General features: G+C 65.9%; 22 protein-coding genes, 1 tRNA gene and 2 riboswitches. Of the genes, 19 read left to right on the top strand and 4 right to left on the bottom strand.

Annotation, left to right across the window (positions count from 1 at the left end):
- Window positions 1–11: 11 nt before the first annotated feature.
- The 11 genes from AC6RIC_RS18135 to AC6RIC_RS18085 all read left to right on the top strand — a co-directional run bounded on the left by AC6RIC_RS18135 (window position 12) and on the right by AC6RIC_RS18085 (window position 13532).
- Entirely contained in the window at window positions 12–956 is a 945-nt protein-coding gene (locus AC6RIC_RS18135; RefSeq protein ID WP_499733370.1) for an ABC transporter permease, read from the top strand.
- Complete coding sequence (locus tag AC6RIC_RS18130) at window positions 956–1804, top strand: ABC transporter permease (RefSeq protein WP_454657536.1); 849 nt, start codon at window positions 956–958, stop codon at window positions 1802–1804. The genes AC6RIC_RS18135 and AC6RIC_RS18130 overlap by 1 nt, the downstream gene beginning before the upstream one ends.
- Window positions 1805–2085: 281 nt before the next feature.
- The gene (locus AC6RIC_RS18125) at window positions 2086–3573 is read left to right on the top strand and encodes a M81 family metallopeptidase (protein ID WP_499733369.1); all 1488 of its coding nucleotides are present in this window, start codon (window positions 2086–2088) and stop codon (window positions 3571–3573) included.
- Between the two features lie 11 nt (window positions 3574–3584).
- Window positions 3585–4763, top strand: coding sequence for a mandelate racemase/muconate lactonizing enzyme family protein (locus AC6RIC_RS18120; protein ID WP_499733368.1), 1179 nt, complete (start codon window positions 3585–3587; stop codon window positions 4761–4763).
- 35 nt (window positions 4764–4798) lie between these two features.
- Window positions 4799–5010: riboswitch (cobalamin riboswitch) on the top strand.
- A 212-nt stretch (window positions 5011–5222) separates the two neighbouring features.
- Window positions 5223–6260: an ABC transporter substrate-binding protein gene (locus tag AC6RIC_RS18115; RefSeq protein WP_499733367.1), complete on the top strand. Its 1038-nt coding sequence runs from the start codon at window positions 5223–5225 to the stop codon at window positions 6258–6260.
- Window positions 6257–7300, top strand: a complete 1044-nt coding sequence (locus AC6RIC_RS18110) for a FecCD family ABC transporter permease (protein ID WP_499733366.1) — start codon at window positions 6257–6259, stop codon at window positions 7298–7300. Before AC6RIC_RS18115 ends, AC6RIC_RS18110 begins: the two co-directional genes overlap by 4 nt.
- Window positions 7297–8091, top strand: coding sequence for an ABC transporter ATP-binding protein (locus AC6RIC_RS18105; protein ID WP_499733365.1), 795 nt, complete (start codon window positions 7297–7299; stop codon window positions 8089–8091). Before AC6RIC_RS18110 ends, AC6RIC_RS18105 begins: the two co-directional genes overlap by 4 nt.
- Window positions 8092–8561: 470 nt before the next feature.
- Window positions 8562–10193 (top strand): peptide ABC transporter substrate-binding protein, encoded by a 1632-nt coding sequence (locus tag AC6RIC_RS18100; RefSeq protein ID WP_499733364.1) that lies wholly within the window; start codon window positions 8562–8564, stop codon window positions 10191–10193.
- 40 nt (window positions 10194–10233) lie between these two features.
- Window positions 10234–11160 carry an ABC transporter permease gene (locus AC6RIC_RS18095; protein WP_499733363.1) on the top strand — a complete coding sequence of 309 codons (927 nt, stop codon included), beginning with the start codon at window positions 10234–10236 and terminating at the stop codon, window positions 11158–11160.
- Window positions 11153–12055 (top strand): ABC transporter permease, encoded by a 903-nt coding sequence (locus tag AC6RIC_RS18090; RefSeq protein ID WP_499733362.1) that lies wholly within the window; start codon window positions 11153–11155, stop codon window positions 12053–12055. Before AC6RIC_RS18095 ends, AC6RIC_RS18090 begins: the two co-directional genes overlap by 8 nt.
- Before the next feature lie 46 nt (window positions 12056–12101).
- Window positions 12102–13532, top strand: a complete 1431-nt coding sequence (locus tag AC6RIC_RS18085) for a S41 family peptidase (RefSeq protein WP_499733361.1) — start codon at window positions 12102–12104, stop codon at window positions 13530–13532.
- Window positions 13533–13556: 24 nt separating this feature from the next.
- Here the strand turns inward: AC6RIC_RS18085 and AC6RIC_RS18080 are convergent, their stop codons facing one another.
- Window positions 13557–14471: a LysR substrate-binding domain-containing protein gene (locus AC6RIC_RS18080; RefSeq protein ID WP_499733360.1), complete on the bottom strand. Its 915-nt coding sequence runs from the start codon at window positions 14469–14471 to the stop codon at window positions 13557–13559.
- A 147-nt stretch (window positions 14472–14618) separates the two neighbouring features.
- On the opposite strand from AC6RIC_RS18080, the gene AC6RIC_RS18075 reads away from it, so the two are divergent.
- The 4 genes from AC6RIC_RS18075 to AC6RIC_RS18060 are packed head-to-tail and all read left to right on the top strand — an operon-like array spanning window position 14619 to window position 18301.
- Complete coding sequence (locus AC6RIC_RS18075; RefSeq protein WP_499733359.1) at window positions 14619–15908, top strand: hypothetical protein; 1290 nt, start codon at window positions 14619–14621, stop codon at window positions 15906–15908.
- 18 nt (window positions 15909–15926) lie between these two features.
- Window positions 15927–16841, top strand: a complete 915-nt coding sequence (locus AC6RIC_RS18070) for a glutamate/aspartate ABC transporter substrate-binding protein (protein ID WP_499733358.1) — start codon at window positions 15927–15929, stop codon at window positions 16839–16841.
- Between the two features lie 43 nt (window positions 16842–16884).
- The gene (locus AC6RIC_RS18065; RefSeq protein ID WP_499733357.1) at window positions 16885–17622 is read left to right on the top strand and encodes an amino acid ABC transporter permease; all 738 of its coding nucleotides are present in this window, start codon (window positions 16885–16887) and stop codon (window positions 17620–17622) included.
- A 1-nt stretch (window position 17623) separates the two neighbouring features.
- Window positions 17624–18301 (top strand): ABC transporter permease subunit, encoded by a 678-nt coding sequence (locus tag AC6RIC_RS18060; RefSeq protein ID WP_499733356.1) that lies wholly within the window; start codon window positions 17624–17626, stop codon window positions 18299–18301.
- Between the two features lie 274 nt (window positions 18302–18575).
- On the opposite strand, the gene AC6RIC_RS18055 is transcribed toward AC6RIC_RS18060, so the two are convergent.
- Window positions 18576–18666 (bottom strand) — tRNA-Ser (locus AC6RIC_RS18055).
- A gap of 209 nt (window positions 18667–18875) precedes the next feature.
- Window positions 18876–18977: riboswitch (TPP riboswitch) on the top strand.
- A gap of 74 nt (window positions 18978–19051) precedes the next feature.
- Here AC6RIC_RS18055 and thiO point away from each other — a divergent pair.
- Genes thiO through AC6RIC_RS18035 form a run of 4 tightly spaced genes read left to right on the top strand, consistent with a single transcriptional unit; the run spans window position 19052 to window position 21629 of the window.
- Window positions 19052–20047, top strand: coding sequence for a glycine oxidase ThiO (gene thiO, locus AC6RIC_RS18050; RefSeq protein ID WP_499736621.1), 996 nt, complete (start codon window positions 19052–19054; stop codon window positions 20045–20047).
- Window positions 20031–20228, top strand: a complete 198-nt coding sequence (gene thiS / locus AC6RIC_RS18045; RefSeq protein WP_499733355.1) for a sulfur carrier protein ThiS — start codon at window positions 20031–20033, stop codon at window positions 20226–20228. Before thiO ends, thiS begins: the two co-directional genes overlap by 17 nt.
- Before the next feature lies 1 nt (window position 20229).
- Window positions 20230–21000, top strand: coding sequence for a thiazole synthase (locus tag AC6RIC_RS18040; protein WP_499733354.1), 771 nt, complete (start codon window positions 20230–20232; stop codon window positions 20998–21000).
- A 14-nt stretch (window positions 21001–21014) separates the two neighbouring features.
- Window positions 21015–21629: a thiamine phosphate synthase gene (locus AC6RIC_RS18035; protein ID WP_499733353.1), complete on the top strand. Its 615-nt coding sequence runs from the start codon at window positions 21015–21017 to the stop codon at window positions 21627–21629.
- Between the two features lie 147 nt (window positions 21630–21776).
- On the opposite strand, the gene AC6RIC_RS18030 is transcribed toward AC6RIC_RS18035, so the two are convergent.
- Together AC6RIC_RS18030 and AC6RIC_RS18025 are read right to left on the bottom strand one after the other, a co-directional pair.
- Window positions 21777–22091, bottom strand: a complete 315-nt coding sequence (locus tag AC6RIC_RS18030; RefSeq protein WP_499733352.1) for an Rdx family protein — start codon at window positions 22089–22091, stop codon at window positions 21777–21779.
- 135 nt (window positions 22092–22226) lie between these two features.
- The gene (locus AC6RIC_RS18025; RefSeq protein ID WP_499733351.1) at window positions 22227–23720 is read right to left on the bottom strand and encodes a carboxypeptidase M32; all 1494 of its coding nucleotides are present in this window, start codon (window positions 23718–23720) and stop codon (window positions 22227–22229) included.
- Window positions 23721–23743: the final 23 nt, after the last annotated feature.

Raw genomic sequence — 23743 nt, 5'->3', positions numbered from 1 at the left:
CGAGGAGCGGCATGGGACATTTCCTGATCCGCCGGCTCGCGGGCGCCTTTCTCGTGCTCGTCCTGGTCTCGCTGATGTCTTTCGCGTTGATCTGGCTGGTGCCGGGCGATCCGGCGGCAGCCTTCCTCGACGCTTCGGCGACACCCGACCAGGTCGCCAAGCTGCGCAGTGCGCTCGGGCTCGACCTCTCGCTGCCGCAGCAGATGTTCGGCTGGTATGGGCGCATCCTCAGCGGCGATCTCGGCCAGTCGATCCTGCTCAACCGCTCGGTCACGGCCGCCCTGATCGAGCGCCTGCCGGTCACGCTCTCGCTGGCGGCATTGGCGCTCGCCTTCGCCGTCTTCTTCGGCGTCGCGGCCGGCATCATCGCCGCCGTCAATCACAACCGCTGGCCTGATCAGGCGGTGATGACCACGGCCCTGCTCGGGCTTTCCGTGCCGGATTTCTGGCTCGGCCTCGTCATGGTGCTGGTCTTCGCGGTGGCGCTCGGCTGGCTGCCGAGCGGCGGCTTCACGCCCTTCATGGAATCGCCGGGCCAGTGGCTGCGCGGCATGGTTCTGCCCGCGCTGACGCTGGGATTGGTGCAGGTCGGCTTCATCGCCCGCATGGCGCGCGCCTCGATGCTCGACACGCTCTCGCAGGATTATGTCCGCACCGCCGATGCCAAGGGGCTGGCCAAGCTGCATGTCGTCCTGCGCCATGCATTGCCCAACGCGATGATCCCGATCCTCACCGTGATCGGCATCGTCTCCGGCGCCTTGCTCGGCGGCGCGGTCATCGTCGAGCAGGTCTTCTCCATCCCCGGAATCGGCCGCTTGATCGTCGGCGCCATCGCCTCGCGAGACTTCCCGGTGCTGCAAGGTGGTCTGCTCTTCCTCGCGGTGGTTTATCTCGCGATCAATCTCGTCGTCGACATCCTCTACGCCGTGGTCGATCCGCGCGTGAGGCTGGCCTGATGCAGGGCACGCCTCTCGTCGGCCGCGCCCTCTGGGGGCGCCTCTTCCGTAACCGCTCCTTCGTGATCGGGGCGGTGCTGGTGCTGCTGATGGTCGCGGTCGCGCTTGCCGCCGATTGGCTGACGCCTTTCGATCCGCTCAAGAGCAATGTCCGCGCCCGCCTTGCGGCCCCAAGCGCCGTGCACTGGTTCGGCACCGACCATTTCGGTCGCGACATCCTCTCGCGCGTGATGATCGGCGCCCGCATCTCGCTCGCCATCGGTGCCTGCACCGTCGTGCTGGCGGGAATCGCGGGTACGCTGAGCGGCGCGATCGCTGGTTATTTCTACCGGCTCGACCAGCCGATCATGCGGATCATGGACGCGCTGATGGCGTTCCCGTCGATCGTGCTCGCCATGGTGGTCTCGGCGGTGCTCGGAGCCTCGCTGACCAATGTCGTTATCGCGCTCGCCATCGCCACGACGCCGCATACGGCCCGCATCGTGCGCGCCTCGGTGCTGCTCGAAAAGGAGCAGGAATACATCGCCGCCGCCCGCTCGATCGGCGTCGGCGAATGGACCATCCTGTTCAAGCATGTGCTGCGCAATGTCGCCGGCCCGCTGATCGTGCGCCTGACCTATGTCTTCGCCATCGCGGTGCTGGCCGAGGCTGCGCTCTCCTTCGTCGGCGCCGGTCCGCCGCCGCCGGCGGCCTCCTTCGGCTCGATCATCGCCCAGGGGCGCGACTTCATGCGCGAGGCCCCGTGGATCACGGTGTTTCCGGGCCTCGCGATCATCGCCTGCGTGCTCGGCCTCAACCTGCTCGGCGACGGCCTGCGCGACGTGCTCGACCCCCGCCTGAAATTCTGACCCCTAGAGGCTGTTAGTGACCATGGGAGGCATCTGATGAGGTCAAAACCGCAGAGATGGGAGGAGCATCGCGCCGCCGATACCACTGGTATCGGCAAGCGGTGCGACGCTGCAGCTCTGCGGTTTTCACCTCACCCGGAGGGCGCGGCGCTTTTGCGCGACTGCCGTGTCGTTCTTCGTAGCAAACCGGAAGGTTTGCGTCCTCGAACTCCTTGCATTCGCGCAAAATCGCCAGCGTCAAATCCCTCCCATGGTCACTAACAGCCTCTAGGAGCCGCCCGATGAAGCGCATCCTGATCGCCGACTGCAAGCAGGAGATCTCCTCCTTCAACCCGCTGCCGTCGCATTACGAGAATTTCCTGATCCATCATGGCGAAGGGCTTTACGTCCAGCGCGGCCAGAACCAGGAACTCGGCGGCGCGCTCGCGGTCTTCGAGGCGAGGCCCGATATCGAGATCGTGCCGACGATCTGCGCCCGCTCCGGCAGCGCCGGGCCGCTCTCGGCGACAGGCTGGAAGAAGCTCTCCGAGGAAATCCTCACTGCCATCTTTGCCAAGCTCGACCACATCGATGGCATCTATGTCTCGCTGCATGGCGCGATGGGGAGCGATGGCGAGCTCGACCCCGAAGGCTACCTGTTGGAGAAGCTGCGCGAGCGCGTCGGCCCGGACATGCCGATCGTGATCTCGCTCGACCTGCACGGCATCCTGACCGACCGCATGCTCCGCAACGTCGATGGTTTCGCGATCTACTGGACCTATCCGCATGTCGATTTCGCCGATACCGGACGCCGCGCGGCCGAACTCCTGCTGAAGCTGATGGCCGGCGGCATCAAACCCATCGCTGCCCGCGTCGTCATTCCGGCCCTGGTGCGCGGCGACGAGCTCATCACCAAGACCGGTTGCTATGGCGAGCTTCTGGCCGAATGCCGCCGGCTGGAGGAGGAGGGGCGGGCGCTCGCGGCCGGCATCATGATCGGCAACCCCTTCACCGACGTGCCCGAGCTGTGCTCGCAAGTGCTGATCCTGACCGATGGCGACAAGGCGACGGCCGAGCGCGAGGCGATCCGCTTGGCCGAGGAATTCTGGCCCTTGCGCTTCCGCATGCAGGGCAAGCTCGTCCCGCTGGAGCGCGCCATCGCGCAGGCCCGCAGCATCGACGGTCCCGTGATCTTCACCGATGCCGCTGACGCGACCTCATCCGGTGCCTCCGGCGACAGCAACCTGATCCTCGCCGCCTTGCGCAAGGCCGGCTACGGCAAGCGTGTATTGGCCCAGATCGTCGACGCGCCGGCTGCGGCTGCTGCGCACAAGGCCGGAGTCGGCGCGACGATCGAGGTCGCGCTCGGCGGTTCGATCGATCCCGCCCGCTTCCCGCCGATGAAGGTCAAGGCCAAGGTCAAATTGCTCTCGGATGGCGAGGCGGCGCTGGAGACGATGAAAGCGCCCCTGAGAGCCGGGCCGACCGCGGTTCTGACCTGGGACAACGTTACCGTCGTTGTGATGAGCCGCTCTGTCAGCCTGTTCGACCGGGCGATGTATTACGCCAACGGCATCGACCCGACCGATTTCGACCTGATCGTGGTGAAGTCGCCGCACACCGAGTTCCACATGTTCGACCAGTGGTGCGCGCGGAACTTCAACATCGATGCGCCCGGCGCAACCTCCGCCAACCTGAAAAGCCTGGGTCACACCATCTGCGCCCGGCCGATCTACCCGCTCGACGAGGGTGTCACCTTCACGCCCCGCGCCACGATCTACGAACTGTGAGGAGAAGACCTGTGCCCAGGATCGAGGCCGTCGATTTCTTCTATCTCGCCATGCCCGTCGTCACCGACGAAGCCGACGGCAGCCAGGATGCGCTGCTGGTCAGGGTCGCCGCCGGCGGCCATGTCGGCTGGGGCGAATGCGAGGCGGCGCCACTGCCCTCCATCGCCGCCTTCATCTGTCCGATGTCGCATGGCGTCTGCCGGCCGGTCGCCGATTCCGTGCTCGGCCAGACGCTGGAAGGCCCGGAGGATATCGCCCGCATCGCTGCTGCCGTCGCCTATAACTCGATGGACCTGCTGCAGGCGCCGCATACCTTCTCCGGCGTCGAGATGGCCTTATGGGACATCCTCGGCAAGATGCGCTCCGAGCCGGTCTGGCGCCTGCTCGGCTATGCCAAGAGCCATCCCAAGACGCCCTATGCCTCGGTCCTGTTCGGCGACACGGCGCAGGAGACACTCGACCGCGCCCGCGATGCCCGCAAACGTAGCTTCCGCGCCGCCAAGTTCGGCTGGGGGCCGATCGGCCGCGGCAGCGTCGAGGCCGATGCCGAGCATTTCGTCGCCGCCCGCGAGGGTTTGGGGCAGGACGGCATCCTGCTCGTCGATACCGGCCAGATCTTCATCGAGGATGTCGAGCGCGCCGCCGCCCGTCTGCCCGCGATGGAGAAGGCGAACGTGCTCTGGTTCGAGGAGCCGTTCCACGCCAGCGCGCTCGAAGCCTATGGCGCGCTCGCCAGGCGCAGCCCCAAGGTTCGCCTGGCCGGTGGGGAGGGCGCCCATAACGAATCCATGGCCCGGCAGCTCATCGATTATGGCGGCATCGGCTATGTCCAGATCGATTGCGGCCGGATCGGCGGCATCGGTCCGTCCAAGGCGGTGGCGGATTATGCGGTCGCCAAGGGCGTAACCTTCGTCAACCACACTTTCACCTCGCATCTGGCGCTCTCGGCCTCGCTCCAGCCCTATGCCGGCCTCGCCGATCACGAGATCTGCGAATACCCGGCCATGCCGAAGCCGCTCGCCACCGCGATCTCCGCCAATCATCTGGAGCGCGACGCGAACGGGCAGGTTGCGGCCCCTAATGCGCCGGGCCTCGGCATCGAGGTCGCGACGACCGCGCTGCGCAGCTATTTGCAGGAGGTCGAGATCTCCGTCGGCGGCAAGAGGCTCTACAGCACGTCAAGTCTCTGACGCGATGTTCGCTTGACGCAGCGCCACGCCCTTATAGGGTGTGCGCCGATCGAGGTTCTCCGGGTTGCTCCCGGAGCTAAGAGGGAATTCGGTGAGGTGCGACCCGCGCCAAAGCCGAGGCTGCCCCCGCAACTGTAAGCGGCGAGCTCTCCGTCCATCGTCCACTGGCGCCTGACGCGCCGGGAAGGCCGGGCGGAACAGGCATCGACCCGCGAGCCAGGAGACCTGCCCCGGTCGTCGAAGACGTCTTTCGGACGGGGTTTTCCGGAGCTTGTGAGTCGATGGTGGCCCTGTGCCGCCTTTCCGTCCCACATGCCAAAGCTGCCCCGGCCGTCATCTCGGGGAGCGATGAAATCCATGTTCACGAAGACCACTGCACCGGCCGCTCAGGGCGGCTTGACGGCTGCCTGTCGCGCATTCTATCAGAAATGCAACATTGTTACATTTCGGATGGCCTCGATGCCGGCAGCGCGCCCGTTCAATTCCCTGCTTCGCATGTCGGTCGCCGCGCTGTTCGGCGCTCTCGCCGCCGGCACGGCCACTGCGGCGCCGACCAAATATCCGCTGACGCTGGAGAATTGCCGCGAGACGATCACCTTCAACGCGGCGCCCAAGCGCGTCGTCGCGATCGGCCAGACCCAGACGGAAATCCTCTACGCGCTCGGCCTTGGCGACCGCGTCGTCGGCACGGCGGTGTGGTTCTCGCCGGTCGCCAAGCCCTATGAGGCGGTCAATGCCAAGGTGAAGCGCCTCGCCGATAACGACCCAAGCTTCGAGGCGGTGCTGGCGCAGGAGCCCGATCTCGTCACCGCGATGTTCGAATGGCATGTCGGGCCCAACGGCATCGTCGGCAAGCGCGACCAGTTCGCCAAGGTCAAGGTGCCGTCCTACGTCTCCCCGACCGATTGCGTCGGCAAGGACAATTCCGGTGCCGGCGACGGCGTCCGCACCCAGATGTTCACGATGGATCTGGTCTATCGCAACATCCGCGAATTCGGCGCGATCTTCGATGTCGCCGATCGGGCCGAGACGCTCGTCGCCGAGCTCAAGGCGCGCGAGGACAAGGCCGTCGAGCAGGTCTCGAAGCTGAAGGCGCAGGACGTTCCGGTCGTCGTCTGGTTCTCCAGCAAGGACATCAAGGGCGACGGCTTCATGGCCGGCAAGAACGGCGTGCCCGCCTATATCCTCTCCAAGCTCGGCGCCCGCAACGTCATCACGACCAATGAGGAATGGCCGCTGGTCGGCTGGGAGAGCATCGCCGCTGCCAACCCCGCCGTGATCGTCACCGTGAAGATGGATCGCCGCCGCTTCCCGGCCGACGATATCGAGAAGAAGCTGGAGTTCCTGAAGACCGATCCGGTCGCCAGCAAGCTGGACGCCGTGAAGAATAACCGCGTCGTCATCATGGATGTCGGTGCGACCCGCGCCGGGCTCGACACGGTCGACGGCATCGAGACGCTGGCCAAAGCGATCGCCGGATTCGGGCTCTCGCGTTGAGCCACGCCGCCCATGGGCCGAACTGGCCGGCGCGTGTCGCGATCGCGCTGGCCTCGCTGCTGGCGCTGATCCTCTCGGTCGCGCTGGCCGTGACTATCGGCGAGATGCGCATCCCGCTGGATACGGCCCTGAAGGCGCTCGGCAACGGGCTGTTCGATCTCGACTTTCCCATCAGCGCGATCCAGCAGGGCGTGATCTTCGATTATCGCCTCAGCCGCGCGCTGATGGCGGGGCTCTGCGGTGGCGCACTCGCCTTGTCGGGCGCGATCCTGCAGGCCCTGCTGCGCAACCCGCTGGCAGAACCCTATATCCTCGGCATCTCGGCCGGCGCCTCGACCGGCGCCGTCGCGGTGCTGATCCTCGGCATCAGCATCGGCGGCGCGGTGCTCTCCGTTTCGGCCGGCGCCTTCATCGGTTCCTGCGCTGCGCTCGTCGTCGTGGCGCTGCTGGCGGCAGGGGCGGGCGGGGCGAGCGATCGCGTCATCCTCGCCGGTGTCGCGACCTCGCAACTCTTCAATGCGGCGACCGCCACGATCGTCACGACGCTCGCCAGCGCCGAGCAGGCGCGCGGTGTGATGTTCTGGCTGCTCGGCAATTTCGGCGGCGTGCGCTGGCCCGACATCTGGATGGCGGCGCCGGTCGCCTTCATCGGCTTCGGCATCTGCATGCTGCACGCCAAGGCGCTCGACGCCTTCGCCTTCGGCGTCGACGCCGCAGCTTCGCTGGGCGTCGCCGTCACGCGGGTGAAGGTCGTGCTCTTCGCCACGACGGCGGTAATGACGGCGGTGATGGTCTCGATCGTCGGCACGGTCGGCTTCGTCGGGCTGATCATTCCCCATGCCGCGCGCTTCCTCGTGGGCTCCGGCCATGCCCGCTTGCTGCCAGCCTGTCTCGTCATCGGCGCGATCTTCATGATCCTGGCCGACATCCTTTCCCGCATCCTGATACCCCAGCAGATCCTGCCGATCGGCGTGGTGACAGCGCTGTTCGGCGCACCCGTCTTCGCGCTCATCCTCTACCGCGCCCGGAGGCCGGCATGACGCTCGCGACCCGCGAGGTCCGCTGGGGTGCCGGCGGCCGGATGATCGTCGACGGTGTGACGCTGGAAGCTGCACCCGGCCGGGTGCTCGGCCTGATCGGCCCCAACGGCTCCGGAAAATCGAGCCTGCTCCGGCTGCTCTGCCGCCTGCGCAACGTCGCGAGCGGCGTCGTCACCCTCGACGGAAACGACATCGCCAGCGTGCCCCGCCGCGAGCTGGCCCGCCGCCTCGCCTTCGTCGAGCAGCAGGCGACCACCGAGATTCAGCTGTCCGTCTGCGATGTCGTCCGCCTCGGCCGCACGCCGCATCGTGCGGCGCTGGCCTCGTGGAGCGAAGCCGACGAGGGCGCCGTGAACGAAGCGCTGGCGCGGGTCGGGCTCACCGAGCGCCACGATCAGTTCTGGCACACGCTTTCGGGAGGGGAACGCCAGCGCGTCCATATCGCCCGCGCGCTCGCGCAGGAGCCGAGCGAACTCATCCTGGACGAGCCGACCAACCATCTCGACATCCAGCACCAGCTCTCGATCCTGAGCCTGGTCCGACGCCTCGGCATCACCTGCATCATGGCGCTGCACGATCTCAACCTCGCCGCCATGTTCTGCGACGAGATCGCGCTGTTGCATGACGGGCGTCTTCAGGCGGCGGGTGCGCCGGAGGAGGTCCTGACCGCCGAGGCGATCCAACGCATCTTCGGCGTCGCGGTTTCTATCCGCCCGGGAGCCTCCGGGCGCCGGCACATCGAATATCTGGTCGAGGCCGACCCGCGGAAGGAAGCGTCCGGAAGCGTTTGAAGCCGCGCGGGGGGCAACCTCGGGCCGTTGCTCCAATCCGCGTGGGCAATCGTTTCGTCTGGACTTGCTCCATCTCCACTCGACCATCTGAACTGGGTCTTTCATGCCCGGCTCCGAACAGGCGCGGGCTCTCGGACTTCACTTGCCAGCATCTGGTCGGGCTTCGCCCTTGATGCTCTCGCTCATCACTCAATGATGGTCTTGAGCGGGATGTTCAGCCGCAGTGCCCCTGCCTGGTCGCCGGGCGCCCAGCGGTCGACATATCATTTCTGCATACAGATGTTCTGTAAAAGAATTTTCCGTATTTCCTCCAAGCCCTATCCTTCGACCTGTCTGTTCGATGCCTTGCGCCGGACGGCTCCGGGTGGCGCTCCGCTCCAACAAAAGCAACAGGGGCACTGGCGGCTGGGCGGGTCCGGTGGCTCGACGCTGCGCAGCGCGTTGCTGACCCAAATTTCTGGGAGGAAAACATGAAGCAGACCCGATTTTCGACTGGCGTTGCCGCCCTGCAATTCGCGGCGGCATGCGGAACCTTGATGGCGGGCATCTCGCTTGGCCACGCCCAGGCTCCTCAGCCGGGCTGGGTCGCCGTTTCGGCCTGCACGCCGGCGGGCCCGCTGATCCCGACCAACACCAACGAGAGCTGCGGTTCCGACATCCTGCAGCCGATCCTCGCCGGGCTCGTCACGACCGACGCGAAGACCGGCGCGATCATCGAGGATGTCGCCGCGTCGATCACGACCGCCGACAACAAGACCTGGACGGTCAAACTTCAGAAGGGACGCAAGTTCCACGACGGGACCGAAGTGCTCGCGAAGAACTTCGTCGATGCCTGGAACTGGGCGGCCTACGGCCCCAACGGCCAATCGAACAATGACTGGTTCTCCGTCATCGTCGGTTATGGCGATCTGAATCCGAAGGCACCGAAGGGCGAGAAGCCGCCGGTTCCCGCGACCAACCGGATGAGCGGTCTCAAGGTCATCGGCGACCATGAGTTCCAGGTCGAGCTGAGGATGCCGGTGCCTGTCTTCAGAGCCCAGCTCAGCTACAAGGCCTTCTATCCGATGCCGGATTCCTTCTTCGCCGATCCCGCGGCGTTTGGCCGGAAGCCGATCGGCGCCGGGCCGTTCCAGTTCGTCTCCGGCGCGCCGGATTCCGGATACAAGCTGGCGGCCTTCCCCGGCTATTCAGGGCCGGCAAAGCCTTCGATCAAGGGGGTCGACCTCAGGATCTATACGAGCCGCGAGGCGGCCTATAACGATCTGGTCGCCGGCAATCTCGACCTGCTGCGCGACATTCCCGCTTCCAAACTCGTCGCCGATCTCTGGAAGCGCGACCTGCGCGGTCGCGCCGTCATCCAGCCGCGCGCGAATATCCAGGCGCTCGGCATGCCCTATACCGACGCCAACCCGCAATTGCTGAAGCCGGCGATCCGGCAGGCGCTCTCGATGGCGATCGACCGCAAGGCGATCGTCGACATCCTCTTCAACGGCATCGGGCAGCCCGCCACCGGCTGGGTTCCGCCGGGCACCGAAGGCTACCAGCCCGGAGCCTGCGGCGAATATTGCAGCTTCAATCCCGAGAAGGCCAAGTCGCTGCTGGCGCAGGCCGGCGGCTACAAGGGCGAGATCAAGCTCTACTATGCGGGCGACAGCGAGGTGAAATCCGCGATGGATGCGGTCTGCAACAGCATCCAGAACACGCTGTCCATCGCCTGCGTGACCTCGGCACTGTCCGACAACGCGACGTTCCGTTCGTTCACGCGCTCCGGCAAGGCCGATGGCCCGTTCCCCTCGAACTGGACCATGGATTACCCCTCGATCGACAATGCCCTGATCCCGCTCTACTCGAAGGATGGGACGTCCAACCGGGGCGCCTATGAAAACGCCGCCTTCGATGCGCTGCTCGACAAGGCCGCGAAGGAAGAGACCTCCGCCGCGATCAAGACCTATCGGGAGGCCGAGCGTATGCTCACCGCGGAGATGCCGCGCGTGCCGCTCTGGAACCCGGCCATGACCGTCGGTCACTCGCCGAAGGTGCGCTCCGTCACGCTCTACGCCAACGGTCGCATCGACTACTCGGCCCTGTTGCTGAAGGACTGAGGCGGAGCATCCGCCACGGCCGAGACATGCGAGCGACGACATGACGGGCTACATCCTGCGCCGGCTGCTGCAGTTCATCCCGGTGTTCCTGGGGACGACCTTCGTCGTCTTCTTCCTGGCCTGGGGCATGCCGGGAGACCCGCTCGCGGGCAAATGCGGCGATCGGGAATGCCCGGACGCCTTCGTCGCGGCAGCGACCGAGGAGTTCAAACTCGATCGCCCGCTGATCGTCCGCTACGGATACTACCTCGCCGATCTCGGGCGCGGCGACCTCGGCCGCTCCTTCACGGGGCGCGATGTCTCAGAGCAGCTCGTCGCGGCCTTTCCCGCGACGGTCCGGCTGGCGCTCCTGGCCGTGCTGATCGAGGTGCTGCTCGGCATCACCATCGGCGTCGTCGCGGCCCTGCGTCCGGGGAAGACATTCGACACCGCGACCATGATGCTGGGATTGGGGATCATCGCCTTTCCCAGCTTCGTCATCGCCAATCTGGCGCAGCTCGTCTTCGGCGTCCGCCTCGGCTGGTTCCCGGTGACGGTGAGCGATCCGACGAGTTTCGCCGAGCTCCTGCTGCCGGCCATCGTTCTGGCGCTGGCGCATCAGGTCACGCTCTCCCGCCTGACGCGGTCAGCCGTGATCGAGAGCATGCAGAGCGACTATATCCGCACGGCCCGGGCCAAGGGGCTCGGCGAGGCGCGCATCGTCGTCGTGCATGCCCTGCGCAACAGCCTGATCCCGGCCGTGACCTATATCGGCAAGGATATTGGCGGCCTGCTCGCCGGGGCGGTCGTGGTCGAGGGCGTCTTCAACATCAGCGGCGTCGGCGGGCTGATCGTCCAGTCGATCCGCAGCCATGACGGCATCACCATCGTCGGCGCCGTCACCGTGGTCGTCGTCGCCTATCTCTTCATCAACCTCCTGGTCGACCTCTCCTACGCCGTCCTGGACCCCCGGATCCGCTATGACTGATTGTCTTCAGGCTGCTCCGCCCGCCGGAACAGAGCCGCGCCGGCCCAGCCGCTCTCTCACCGGCGAGGCGCTGGCCCAACTCGGCCGGTCGCCGCTCGTCTGGGTCGCGCTTGTGATCCTCGTGATCCTCGTCGCGATGGCGGTCGCGCCGGGCCTCTTCACGAATGTCGATCCGCAGCGCTGCATGTTGCTGAACTCACGCAAGCCGCCTGCCTACGGAAGCTGGTTCGGCTTCGACATCCAGGGTTGCGACGTGTTCGCGCGGACGGTCCACGGTGCCCGTGCCTCATTGTCCGTGGCGCTTCTGGCGACGCTCGGAAGCTCTTTCATTGGCGGAATGCTGGGGCTCGTGGCCGGCCTGAAGGGCGGCGTGGTCGATGCCGTCATCTCGCGCGTCACCGATGTCGTCCTCGGCCTGCCGACCTTGCTCGGAGCGATCGTCATCCTCGCCACGCTGGGCAGTTCCGGCAGCGGCGTGCTGCGTCTCGCACTGGTGCTGTCGCTGCTCGGCTGGGCGACGGAGGCGCGGCTGATGCGCGCCAGCGTGCTGCAAACGCGGAATGCCGACTACGTCGATGCCGCGCGCGCCGCCGGCGCAAGCAGTCTCCGGATCGCCCTTCGCCACGTGCTGCCGAATTCGGTCGCGCCGCTGCTCGTGCTCGCGACGCTCTCGCTCGGCGGCTATGTGGGGACGGAAGCGACCCTGTCCTATCTCGGCCTGGGGCTGCAGCCGCCGGTGATCTCGTGGGGCACTGCGATCAGCGACGCCCAGCCCTATCTCGCCACCGCGCCGCATATGCTGCTTTTTCCCAGCCTGGTGCTGACCGTCACCGTGCTGGCGCTGGTGATGCTCGGTGAGGCCGTCCGGCGCGCCTTCGATCCCCGCTCGCGATGATCCGCCCGGTAGCGCAGCGATACCGACCGTCGAGGTAACTGCTTTGATGAATCCCTTCGCACCTTTCCTGAACAATCGGCTGTTCGACGGCGGTCCCCGCGATACCCTCCTCACGCGGAAGCAGGCCGCGGCCGACCTCGTGGCCTTGCGTGACATCATCCGGGACCGCCATTCCTATGTGGCGGCGGTCGCTTATCCCTATGAGCGGGCCATCGACGCGATGACCGCGCAACTGCCGGAGCAGGTCTCGATCCGCAACCTCGCCCTCCAGATCCAGAAGCTCGTCCAGCATCTCGGCGATTCCCACGCCCAGGTCGTCGACTGGATGCAGGAGCTGCCGAGTGGCGTCAGCCCTTTCGCGGTCGGCATCGAGAACAACCTTGCCTTCGCCTATGATCCGCAGACGCGGCGCCTGCTCGATGCGGAGCACCCGTTCATCAGCTCCATCGACGGCCGGCCGTTCTTCCAATGGCTGGAAAAGGCCGGCGACATCACGAGCGGCCCCTATGCCTCGCGCTCGCAGCGCCTGGCGCGCAGCCTGCGGCTGCTTCGCCATGTCGGCTACATGCGTCGCGAGCTCGGGCTGCCGGAGGCTTCCGATATCGCGCTCGAGCTGTGCGACACGACCAATCGCTCGACCAGGACTGTCATGGTCCCGGTCGCGGAGGCGCTGGAGATGTCCGGGCCGTTGCTGCCATTGTCGAACGAAAGCGGCGTCCGGCCGGGGAATATCGGCTATCTCCGCATCTATTCGCAGAGCGACAGCACTCTCGCCGCGCGTGTCGACGCGCTGATGGCGCCCCTGCGCGACACCGACGCACTGATCATCGACGCAAGACAATGCGGCGGCGGGACGCGCGAGTGCCTGTCTGCGCTCTTTCCCTATTTCATGACGCCGGAGGACGGCCCCTACATCCATAACGTCGCGCGGTTGAGAGCGCCGGCCGATACGCCTGTCCAGACCCTGATCGACCTGCTCAAGGTCGAGGACAAGGCGATGTTCTTCCGTGCCGACCCGGGCCGCCCTGCCGACGAAAAGACCGCTCTGGAAGCCCTGCTGGCTGGATTCCACCCGCAGTGGCAGGTGCCTGAGGGCGACTTCACCGACTGGTATTACGGCGTGCTGAGCGCCTTGCCCGGCAAACTGCACTACGACCGGCCGGTCTACCTCCTGATGGACTGGGGCGTCGGCAGCGCCGGGGACATCTTCGTCTCGACCTTCAAGGGTTGGCGCAACGTCACGCTGATCGGCTCGACGAGTAACGGGCGCAGCGGCAACAGCATTCCCTTCCTGCTGCCGAACAGCTGCATCCAGGTGCGGCTGTCCACGATGGCGTCCTTCCAGAAGAGCGGCGAGATGTATGACGGCTTCGGCATCGCTCCCGATCTGTTCATGGAGGCGCGGATGTCCGATTGGCTCGGCGAGACCGACACGATCCTCGATCGTGTCACGACGATGGCGCAGCGCGAAGCCTGAACGCCTGTCCGATCTCCGAGATGCCTATGGCGAAGCCAGCATCTCGGAGAAGGCCTTGGTCAGCATCGACGGCGCCATCGTGATCGATTGCGCCAGCAGCACCTCGACCGGGATCGGCGGATTGAGCTCCTTGATCGCGAACTGCCCGGAAAACGTGTTGGCGACATAGGGATTGACGACGCCGATCCCGACACCGGCTGCAACCAGCGCGCAGATGGTGATCGACGAGTTGGTTTCTACCGCGACATCCTCGGGATAGCCTCCCTCGGCGAGCAATTCGCGCATGCGGATGACGATATTGTCGGAATCGTTGAGCAGGATCAGCCGGTAGCGCTGGAGCATGTCGAGATCGACCGAGGGCAGACGGGCGAGCTCATGCTCGTGAGGAACGATGCAGACCGCCTTCGACCGGGCGATCGTCGTGCATTGAAACAAGGCGGTGTCCATCGTCCCGGTGGTGAGGGCGATGTCGACCAGCTCCTGGCGCAGATGTTCCTCAAGCTGCGGCGTCGCCTCCGTCTGCAGATTGATGAAGGTGCCGGGGAAGCGCTGCATGAAGCGGTCGATCACCTTCGGCAGCAGGCCCGTGGCGAGCGTCGGGGTGCAGCCGATGCGCAATACGCCGGCGCCGGATTTCCGGAGGATGCCGACCACGGTCTCGATCTTCTCGAGCCCTTCGAAATGCTTGCGGACCGACTGGTAGAGGTGGCGGCCCTCGCGTGTCGGGCGCAAGCGCCCGTGATGCAATTCGAAGAGCTGCAAACCGGCCGCCTGCTGGAGGTCGGCGAGCTTGCGGCTGATCGAAGGCTGGGTCGTGTTGAGCGCGATCGCCGCCTTGGTCGTCGTGCCGGTTTCCATGACCGTCTTGAAGACCTGGATCTGCTGGAAATTCAACGGCCTGCCCATGGCGATCCTCTCAGTGTCGACGGCACCTGACATATATCATTTCTGCATACAAATGTTTTGAGAAAGAATTTTTTCGCATCCCCCTGAAGGCCTAGCTTCGTGACCTGTTCCTCGCCGCTTTCGGATGACGGAACCGCTGCGGGCAGCTCCGCCCGGACCTCGAAAGCACAAGTGGCGGCGATGCACAGCCTGGTTCAACCGATCCCGAGAAGCTGCCCGATCCAGCGGGTCGGAAGCGGCGTCGGTCATCATTTCTTCGGCTATTACGACAAGACCAACTGGGGCGCCGGCGATCGCCTCCTGCTCGGCCAGCGTGTCGCGGCGCGCGATTTCGAGCTGGCCTCCGACAGCGCCGCCGAGGTCGGCTATTTCGACCTGGCCGGGGACGGTGCCTTCCACCCTTGCGGCCGGACGACGGCCTGGAACTGGCAGATGGGCGCCCAGTTGCAATGGCTCGACGCGGCCCGCAGCGAGCGCCTGATCTACAATGTCCGCACCCGTGATGGCCGTGGGCTCTATCCCGGCTTCGGCTCGGTGATCTTCGACCTCGCCAGCGGCAACGCGCGGGACCTCGACACGCCGATCTACGTCGCCGCACCGAACGGCCGCTACGCCCTGACCGTGGATTACGAGCGGCTTTACGTCACCCACAGGACCATCGGCTATGTCGGTCTCGCCGGGCGTCGCGCCGACCTGCCGCTTTGCCCGGCCGATGACGGTATCCACCGTCTCGATCTCGAAACCGGAGAGACCCGGCTGCTGGTCAGCTATGCCGATCTCAAGGCCCTGGATCATCGCCCGTCCATGGACAAGGCGATCCACTGGGTCAGCCATATCGAGATCAACCCGTCCTCCAGCCGCGTCCTCTTCCTGCATCGCTGGACCGAGCGCGTCGAGGACGAGACCTGCTTCCTGCACCGGCTGATCACGATGGACCCCGATGGCGGCAATATCCGGCTGCTGGAATGCTCCGATCATCCCCTGCCGCAATTGCGGGAGGATTTCGACCCGGGCGCGGTCGGCACCTTCGACTACGAGAAGTCGGAATACCAGATCTCCCATCCGCTCTGGCGCGACGACGGCCACATCATCGTCTGGGGCCCGCATGCCGGCTCGATCCACTACCATCTCTACGCCGATACCGACCCGGTCGGCGTGTCCGTGATCGGCCGGGACGTGCTGACCGAGAACGGCCACATGACCTATTCGCCGGTCGACCAGCGCTGGCTCCTGACCGACACCTATCCGGATCCCGTCAGCAACGAGCGGATCCTGATCCTCTATGACATCGCCAAGGGTGTCCGGCACGACATTGGCAGCTTCTACACCGATCCGGCCCTGTCGAAGGAGAACCGCTGCGATCTCCATCCGCGCTGGAGCCAGGACGGCCGCCGCGTCTGCATCGACTCGATGCACGAGCATGAGCGGCAGATGTACGTGATCGACGTCTCGTCGATCGTCGGTTCTTAGCGAGGGAGGATCATCGAGATGAAGACGGTGCTGTCCACTTACCTTGGCGCTGCCGCTGTCGCGGCCGCGCTGCTGATGCCTGCAGCCGCTTCCAGCCAGACAGCGCCGCTCGAGGGTGCGTTGAAGAAGATCGCAGACGACGGCGTGGTGGTGATCGGCCACCGCGAGGCCTCGATCCCGTTCTCCTATTACGACGACAGCAAGAATCCGGTCGGCTACTCTATGGACCTGACCGCGGCGATCCTCGATCGCATCAAGGCGAAGCTCGGCAAGCCCGACCTCCAGATCCGCAAGCTGCCGATCACCTCGCAGAACCGGATCTCGCTGCTGCAGAACGGCACCATCGATTTCGAGTGCACGACGACCACGCACAACGCCTCGCGCGAGCAGCAGGTCGATTTCTCCAACACCTTCTTCGTCATCGGCACGCGCCTGCTCGCCCGCAAGAGCGCCGGCATCGCGGATTTCCCCGATCTCAAGGGCCAGAACGTCGTCGTCGGCGCCGGCACGACCTCCGAGATCCTGCTGCGCAAGATGAATGTCGAGCAGGGCATGGGCATGAACATCATCAGCGCCAAGGACCATGCCGAGTCCTTCCTGATGCTGTCGACCGGTCGCGCCAAGGCGATGATGATGGATGATGCCCTTCTCGCCGGCGAGCGCGCCAAGACGAAGGACGCTTCCGAGTTCGTCATCACCGGCACGCCGCAATCGCGCGAGGCCTATGGCTGCATGGTCCGCAAGGGCGACGTGCAGCTCAAGACGTTGCTCGACGAGACGATCGCGGAGCTGCAGACCTCCGGCAGGGCCGTCGCGATCTACGACAAGTGGTTCCGGGCGCCGATCCCGCCGCGCGGGCTCAATCTGGATTTTGCCTTGTCGGACGACATGAAGGCACTTTTCGCCGCCCCGAACGACAAGATCCTCAATTGACCTGAGGGGCGGGCTTGCCCGCCCCGTCATTGCCGGGTGGATCATGGGCTACAATTGGAACTGGGGCGTCCTGTTGCAGCCGGTGGCGACCGGCGAGGCCGCGACCTATCTCGGCTGGATCCTGCATGGACTGCTGCTGACCGCGGCGTTGACGCTTTCGGCATGGCTGCTCGCCCTCGTCATCGGCACCGGCTTCGGCATCCTGCGCGCCTGGCCGAGCCGCCTCTGCGACGCCGTCGGAGCGACCTATGTCTCGCTCTTCCGCAATGTGCCGCTGATCGTGCAGTTCTTCATCTGGTTCTTCGTCGTTCCGGAAGTGCTGCCGACGGCCGTCGGCGACTGGATCAAGAGCATCACGCCGAGCACCCAGGTCTTCGTCGTCTCCGTGCTGGCGCTCGGTTTCTTCACCGGCGCCCGCATCTGCGAGCAGGTCCGCGCCGGAATCGCCGCTTTGCCCGACGGCCAGGTCCAGGCCGCGCAGGCACTCGGCCTCACGCGGCTGCAGACCTTCCGTCTCGTCCTGTTGCCGCAATGCTTCCGGCGCATCCTGCCGCCCTTGACCTCCGAGTTCCTGATCATTTCGAAGAACTCCGCGGTGGCGTCGACCATCGGGCTGCTCGAGCTCAGCGGCCAGGCCCGGCAGCTCGTCGATTTCACGGCGCAGCCCTATGAATCCTTCATCGTGGTGACGCTCGCCTATATCGGGCTGAACGTCGTCATCCTGCGCCTGATGGAGTGGATTCAGCGGCGCTCCCGGCTCCCGGGCATGATGGGAGCCTGACATGTTCGCTCTCGACTGGGACAGCATCGTCGCCGCCAGGAACGTGATCGGGGCCGGCGTCGCAGTCACGCTGCAGGTCACCCTGGTCGCGATCGCCGGGGGGATCGTCGGCGGTACCGTTCTGGCGATCTGCGCCGTTTCCGGCCGAAGGCCGCTGCAGCTCTTCGCCAAATGCTATGTCGCGCTCTTCAGGGCGGTGCCGCTAGTGATGCTGCTGCTCTGGTTCTTCCTGATCGTGCCGCAGGTCCTGAGAACGGTCTTCGGCCTTTCCCCAAGCATCGACATCCGGCTCGTCTCGGCCATGGTCGCCTTCGTCCTGCTCGAAACGGCCTTCTTCGCGGAGATCATCCGCGCCGGCATTCTCGGCCTGTCCAAGGGGCAGTTCGAAGCCGCTGCCGCCCTCGGCATGACCCGTTATCAGACGATGCGCCTCGTCATCCTGCCGCAGGCCTTCCGCGCCATGCTGCCGATCATGCTGACGCAATGCATCGTGATTTTCCAGGATACGTCGCTGGTCTACGTCATCTCGCTCGGCGATTTCTTCCGCAACACGGTGAGCATCGGCGAGCGCGACGGCACGCTGGTCCCGATGCTTCTCTTGGCCGGCGCCGCCTACTGGGCCATCTGCTCCGGCCTGAGCGGGTTGGTCAGGGTTCTTCAGAACAGGGCGGCGGCCTGAAAGCGCAGCAAGACGCCTCGAAACGGCATCGGTATTTTCACGCTCACCAACTGTGGCATTTCCGTCAAGAAGGGCGAGGTCGTGGTCTTCTGCGGCCTTCAGGGCTCGGTACCCCCAGCTTGAGATGCCAGGCTAACGCATTCGTTGGATAGGAGCGGTTCATGCCGCGGCCTGAAGGCCGGAGATTCGCGAGGCGCTGCGCAAACGCACTCTCGATTCTTCTGCGAGATTGCTTTCGTGTCCAATCCACGTGATTGGGAAATCGAAGGGGAAGTGGCGGAGACGGAGGGATTCGAACCCTCGATACCCTTGTGGGGTATGCTCATTTAGCAAACGAGTGCCTTCAGCCTCTCGGCCACGTCTCCGGCGAGAGGCTCTATGCCCGATTGCGGAGCCGTTTGACAAGCCTCGTTGGCAACTTCCTTTGCACAGCCTGTGCATGTGTCCGAGAGAGCCATAGAGCACTCCCGTGTGAAGGGAGTGATCTGATCGTGCGCGCAGCAAGCCAGCGCAGTACACAATCGAGCCTTGCGCCAGCTCGCCTTGCCCCGATGCACGGCAGACACTAGATTGAGGCCGTCCGTTGGGGTGCCGAAAGGCTGAGAGACGTGGTTCGCGTCAACCCATCGCACCTGATCCGGGTAATGCCGGCGAAGGGAACGGTCTTCGGCAGACATCTTGATCGTGCCCCAGGCCGCTGCCTTTCCGGGAGCAGGGAAGAGCATGACGGCGCAACGCCTTCAGTCGGGCCTGAATGTCGCGGTGGTCGGCGCCGGCGTGGTCGGCCTGGCCTGCGCCACCGAACTGCTGGCGCGCGGCGCACGGGTAACCATCCATGAGCGCGGCCCCCGCATCGGCGCCGAGGCTTGTTCCTGGTATGCCGGCGGCATGCTCGCGCCCTGGTGTGAGGGCGAGAGCGCCGAGGAGCCGGTGGTCCGGCTCGGGCAGCAGGCCGCCGATTGGTGGGAGCATCATGCCGGTGGCGTCACCCGCCATGGCACGCTCGTCGTAGCACCGAGCCGGGATCGCTCGGAACTGCGCCGGTTCGGCCAGCGCACCAGCCATTTCGAGGAGGTCGACGGCGAGGCCATTTCCGGGCTGGAGCCCGATCTCGCCAGACGCTTTTCGCGAGGATTGTTCTTTGGCGGGGAGTGCCATCTCGATCCCCGTCTCGCGATCGCTGCGCTTGCCGAGAGGCTGCTCGCGAACGGCACCGTCATTCAATTCAACAGTGCCGCCGAGCCCGCCGATCTGGATGCCGATATCGTCCTCGACTGCCGGGGGCTGGCGGCGCGCGATGACCTGCCGGACCTGCGCGGCGTCAAGGGCGAGATGCTGCTGCTGCGGAGCGATGATATCCGCCTGTCCCGCCCGGTCCGGCTGCTGCATCCGCGCATTCCGCTCTACATCGTACCGCGTGCGGACGGGCTCTTCATGGTTGGCGCGACGATGGTCGAGAGCGGCGAGCGCCGCCGCATCTCCGCGCGCGCCATGCTGGAATTGCTCGGCGCGGCTTACGCGCTGCATCCCGCTTTCGCCGAAGCGGAGGTTGTCGAGATCGGCACCGATGCCCGCCCGGCCTTTCCCGACAACCTGCCGCGGCTGACGCGTCGCGGCCGGGTGATCCATGTCAACGGGCTCTATCGCCACGGTTTCCTGCTCAGCCCCGCCATGGCGCGGATGGCGACCGAGGCCGTGCTGAACCCGCAAGCAACACTGGAGATGCTGCATGACATTGCTGCTTAACGGCGCCCCCCAGACGGTCGCGGCGAAGACCTTGGCCGAGGCGCTGGCCGAGCTGGGCTTTGGCGGCCGCATCGTCGCGACTGCTGTGAACGGCGATTTCGTGCCGGCTCGCAAGCGCGCCGAAACGGCCCTGAGCGAGGGCGACCGCGTCGAGATCGTCGCGCCGATGCAGGGAGGCTGAGATGGCGTCCTTCTATGGCTTCGAGCCGCAGAACCCGCTCTTCCTGGGTACGGCGCAATACCCGTCGCCCGCGATCCTGGCCGAGGCGGTGAAGCGCTCCGGCACTGAGGTCGTCACCGTCTCGCTGCGCCGGGAATCCTCCGGCGGCGCTGGGCAGGCCTTCTGGGCGCTGATCCGCGAGCTCGGCGTCAAGGTTCTGCCGAACACGGCCGGCTGCCATACCGTCAAGGAGGCAGTGACCACGGCGCAGATGGCCCGCGAGGTCTTCGGCACCGACTGGATCAAGCTCGAGGTGATCGGCGAGGATGATACGCTGCAGCCGGACGTGATCGCGCTGGTTGAGGCCGCGCGCATCCTCACCGATGACGGCTTCAAGGTCTTTCCCTACACCACCGAGGACCTCGTTATCGGCGGGCGCCTGCTCGATGCCGGTTGCGAGGTGCTGATGCCCTGGGGCGCGCCGATCGGATCGGGCAGGGGGCTCAACAACCCCTATGGCCTGCGCAGCATGCGCCAGCATTTCCCGGATGTGCCGCTCGTCGTCGATGCCGGCATCGGCCTGCCCTCCCATGCCGCGCAGGCGATGGAGATGGGCTATGACGGCATCCTGCTCAACACTGCCGTCGCGAAGGCCGGCGATCCCGCCGCGATGGCGGAGGCCTTCGCGCTCGCCATCCGCGCCGGCCGCCAGGCTTTTGCCGCGCAGCCGATCGAGGCGCGCGACATGGCCGCTCCCTCGACGCCCGTCATGGGCAAAGCCTTCCTCGCCTGAAAGATTGCTCCCGCATGAAGCTCGACCCGTTCTACCCCATCTTCGACAGCGCCGACTGGCTGGAGCGGATGCTGCCGCTTGGCGTCAAGCTGGTGCAATTGCGCGTCAAGGACCGCCCCGAGACCGAGGTCGCGCGTGAGATCGCGCGGGCGAAGACGCTCTGCGCCGCGGCTGGCTGCGTGCTCGTCGTCAACGACTACTGGAAGCTCGCCATCGCCGAGGGTTGCGACTGGCTGCACCTCGGCCAGGAGGATCTCGACGACGCCGATCTCGGCGCGATCCGCAAGGCCGGCCTGAAGCTCGGCATCAGCAGCCATGACGAGCCCGAGCTGGAGCGCGCACTGACTGCGAAGCCCGACTATGTCGCGCTCGGCCCGGTTTATCCGACGATCCTGAAGCAGATGCGCTTCGGCCCGCAGGGGCTCGAGCGGCTGGGCGAATGGAAACGCCGCATCGGCGACCTGCCGCTGGTCGGCATCGGCGGCGTCTCGCTGGAGCGGGCGCCGGGCGTCTTCGAGGCCGGCGCCGATATCGTCGCGGCGGTGACCGACATCACCCTGAACGCCGATCCCGAAGGCCGGCTGAAGGCCTGGATCGCCGCGACGCGGAAGCACGCGGCAACCGCCTGAACACTGTCATCCCGGGCGTAGCGAAGCGGAGACCCGGGATCCATTCCGGAGCGCTTCCGGAATGGGTTCAGGCATGGATCCCGGATCGGCGCGGCTTCGCCGCTTGTCCGGGATGACCGCGAAGTATTGCGACTGTGGAGAGCGCTCTCAGCTCTCCGCCTCGGCCGACATCGTGTGTCCGTCGACATGGCCGAGGCTGCGCTCGGGGTCGAGCCGGTCGCGCACGCGCTGCTTCAGCACCTTGGAATCCGGGAAGCCGCCATCGGCCTTGCGGTCCCAGATCAATTCGCCGTCATAATGGATCTGGAAGATGCCGCCGGTGCGCGGGATCAGCGCAACCTCGCCGAGATCCTGTCCGAAGGTCGAGAGCAGTTCCTGCCCGAGCCAGGCCGAGCGCAGCATCCAGTTGCACATCGAGCAATAGGTGATGGCGATGCGGGGGGCGGGTTTGGTCTGGGGCATGATCGTTCACCGAAGCGGGAGGTCGTCTCCGACATCCCGCTTCGGGCGCCCCGATGCAAGCCCGAAAGCTGCATGGCCGACCGGCGATCGGCTATGGCTTAAGTTTTTGTTTTTACTAAATAAAATGAAAGATCCTCACACCTCGTCGATATAGCGCCTGCGCAGGTGAGCCTTGAACACCGAGGCGTCGAGCGGCCGGCCGGTCGCTTCGGTGAGCAGCTCGTCGGTCGGGAGCAGCGAGCCCTTGCCGTGGACATTGACACGCAGCCAGCCGACCAGCGGGCTGAAATCGCCCTTGCCGATGCCGGGCAGGATCGAGCCTTCCGTCTTGCAGGCCGCGTCGAAGATCTGGGCCGCAGTCATGGCGCCCAGCGTATAGGTCGGGAAATAGCCCCAGCCGCCGGACGGCCAGTGGATATCCTGCAGGCAGCCGAGCCGGTCGTTCGGCACGGTGACGCCGAGTAGGGATTTCATTCCGGCATTCCAGGCGGAGGGTAGCTCCGCGAGCGGCATCTCGTCGGCGATCAGCGCCTTTTCCAGCCGGTAGCGCAGGATGACATGGGCGGGGTAGGTCACCTCGTCGGCGTCGACGCGGATGAAGCCGGGCTCGACGCGGGTATAGCGATGCCAAAGCGCCTCGCTCTCCCAGGCCGGACCCGTCCCGCCGAAGCTTTCGCGCATCAAGGGAGCGGCGTAGGTCAGGAACTGGCGCGAGCGGCAGGCCTGCATTTCCATCAGCAGCGACTGGCTCTCATGCAGGCTCATGCCGCGCGCGGCGCCGACCGGCTGGTTGAGATAGCTTTGCGGCCGACCCTGTTCGTAGAGCGCGTGCCCGGTCTCGTGCAGCACGCCCATCAGCGCCTTGGTGAAATCGGCCTCGTCATAGCGCGTGGTGATGCGGACATCGTTATCGGCGCCGCCGCAGAAGGGATGGGTCGAGATGTCGAGCCGGCCGCGCTCGAAATCATAGCCCAGCGCCGCCATGAACTTGAGACCCAGCGCCCGCTGCGTCTCGGTGGCGAAGGGGCCGTCCAGCGCCGGTTGCGCCGGTCGGCGCGCCTGCACTGCCATCGCCTCCTGCGTGAAGCCGGGCAGGAAGGCGGCGAGATCGTCGAACAGCCCGTCGATCTTGGCGGAGCGGCCGCCGGGCTCATAATCGTTGAGCAGCGCGTCATAGGGGGAGAGCCCGAGCTTTTCGCCCTTCGCCCGGCCGATCTGGCGCTGGAGGTTCAGGACCTCGGCGAGATAGGGCAGAAGTCCGGTGAAATCGGAATCGGCCCGCGCCTGGCGCCAGCGCATCTCGCAAGCCGAGACCGCCTTGCTCGACGCTTCCACCAGTTCGGAGGGCAGCGCGGTATCGACTGTCCAGACGCGCCGGATCTCGCGCAGGTTGGCCTTCTCCCAGGCGCCGAGGCTGCCGTCGTTCTCGGCCTCGGCGAGCCAGTCGCCGATGCGGGCATCGGTCGAGAGGCCGTGGCGCATGACATGGAGCAGGGCCATGCTCTCGGCCCGCGTCTCGGCTGCGCCCTTCGGCATCATCACATCGTTGTCCCATTGCAGGATGCCGATGGCGTTCGACAGCGCGGCGATGCGGCCGAAATGGGCGGAGAGGTCGGAATAGGCGGTCATGTCTCGGCGGCTCCGGCGATTCT

Source organism: Allobosea sp. TBD101 (genome assembly GCF_059817965.1).
This window is presented reverse-complemented; position numbering and strand designations above follow the sequence as displayed.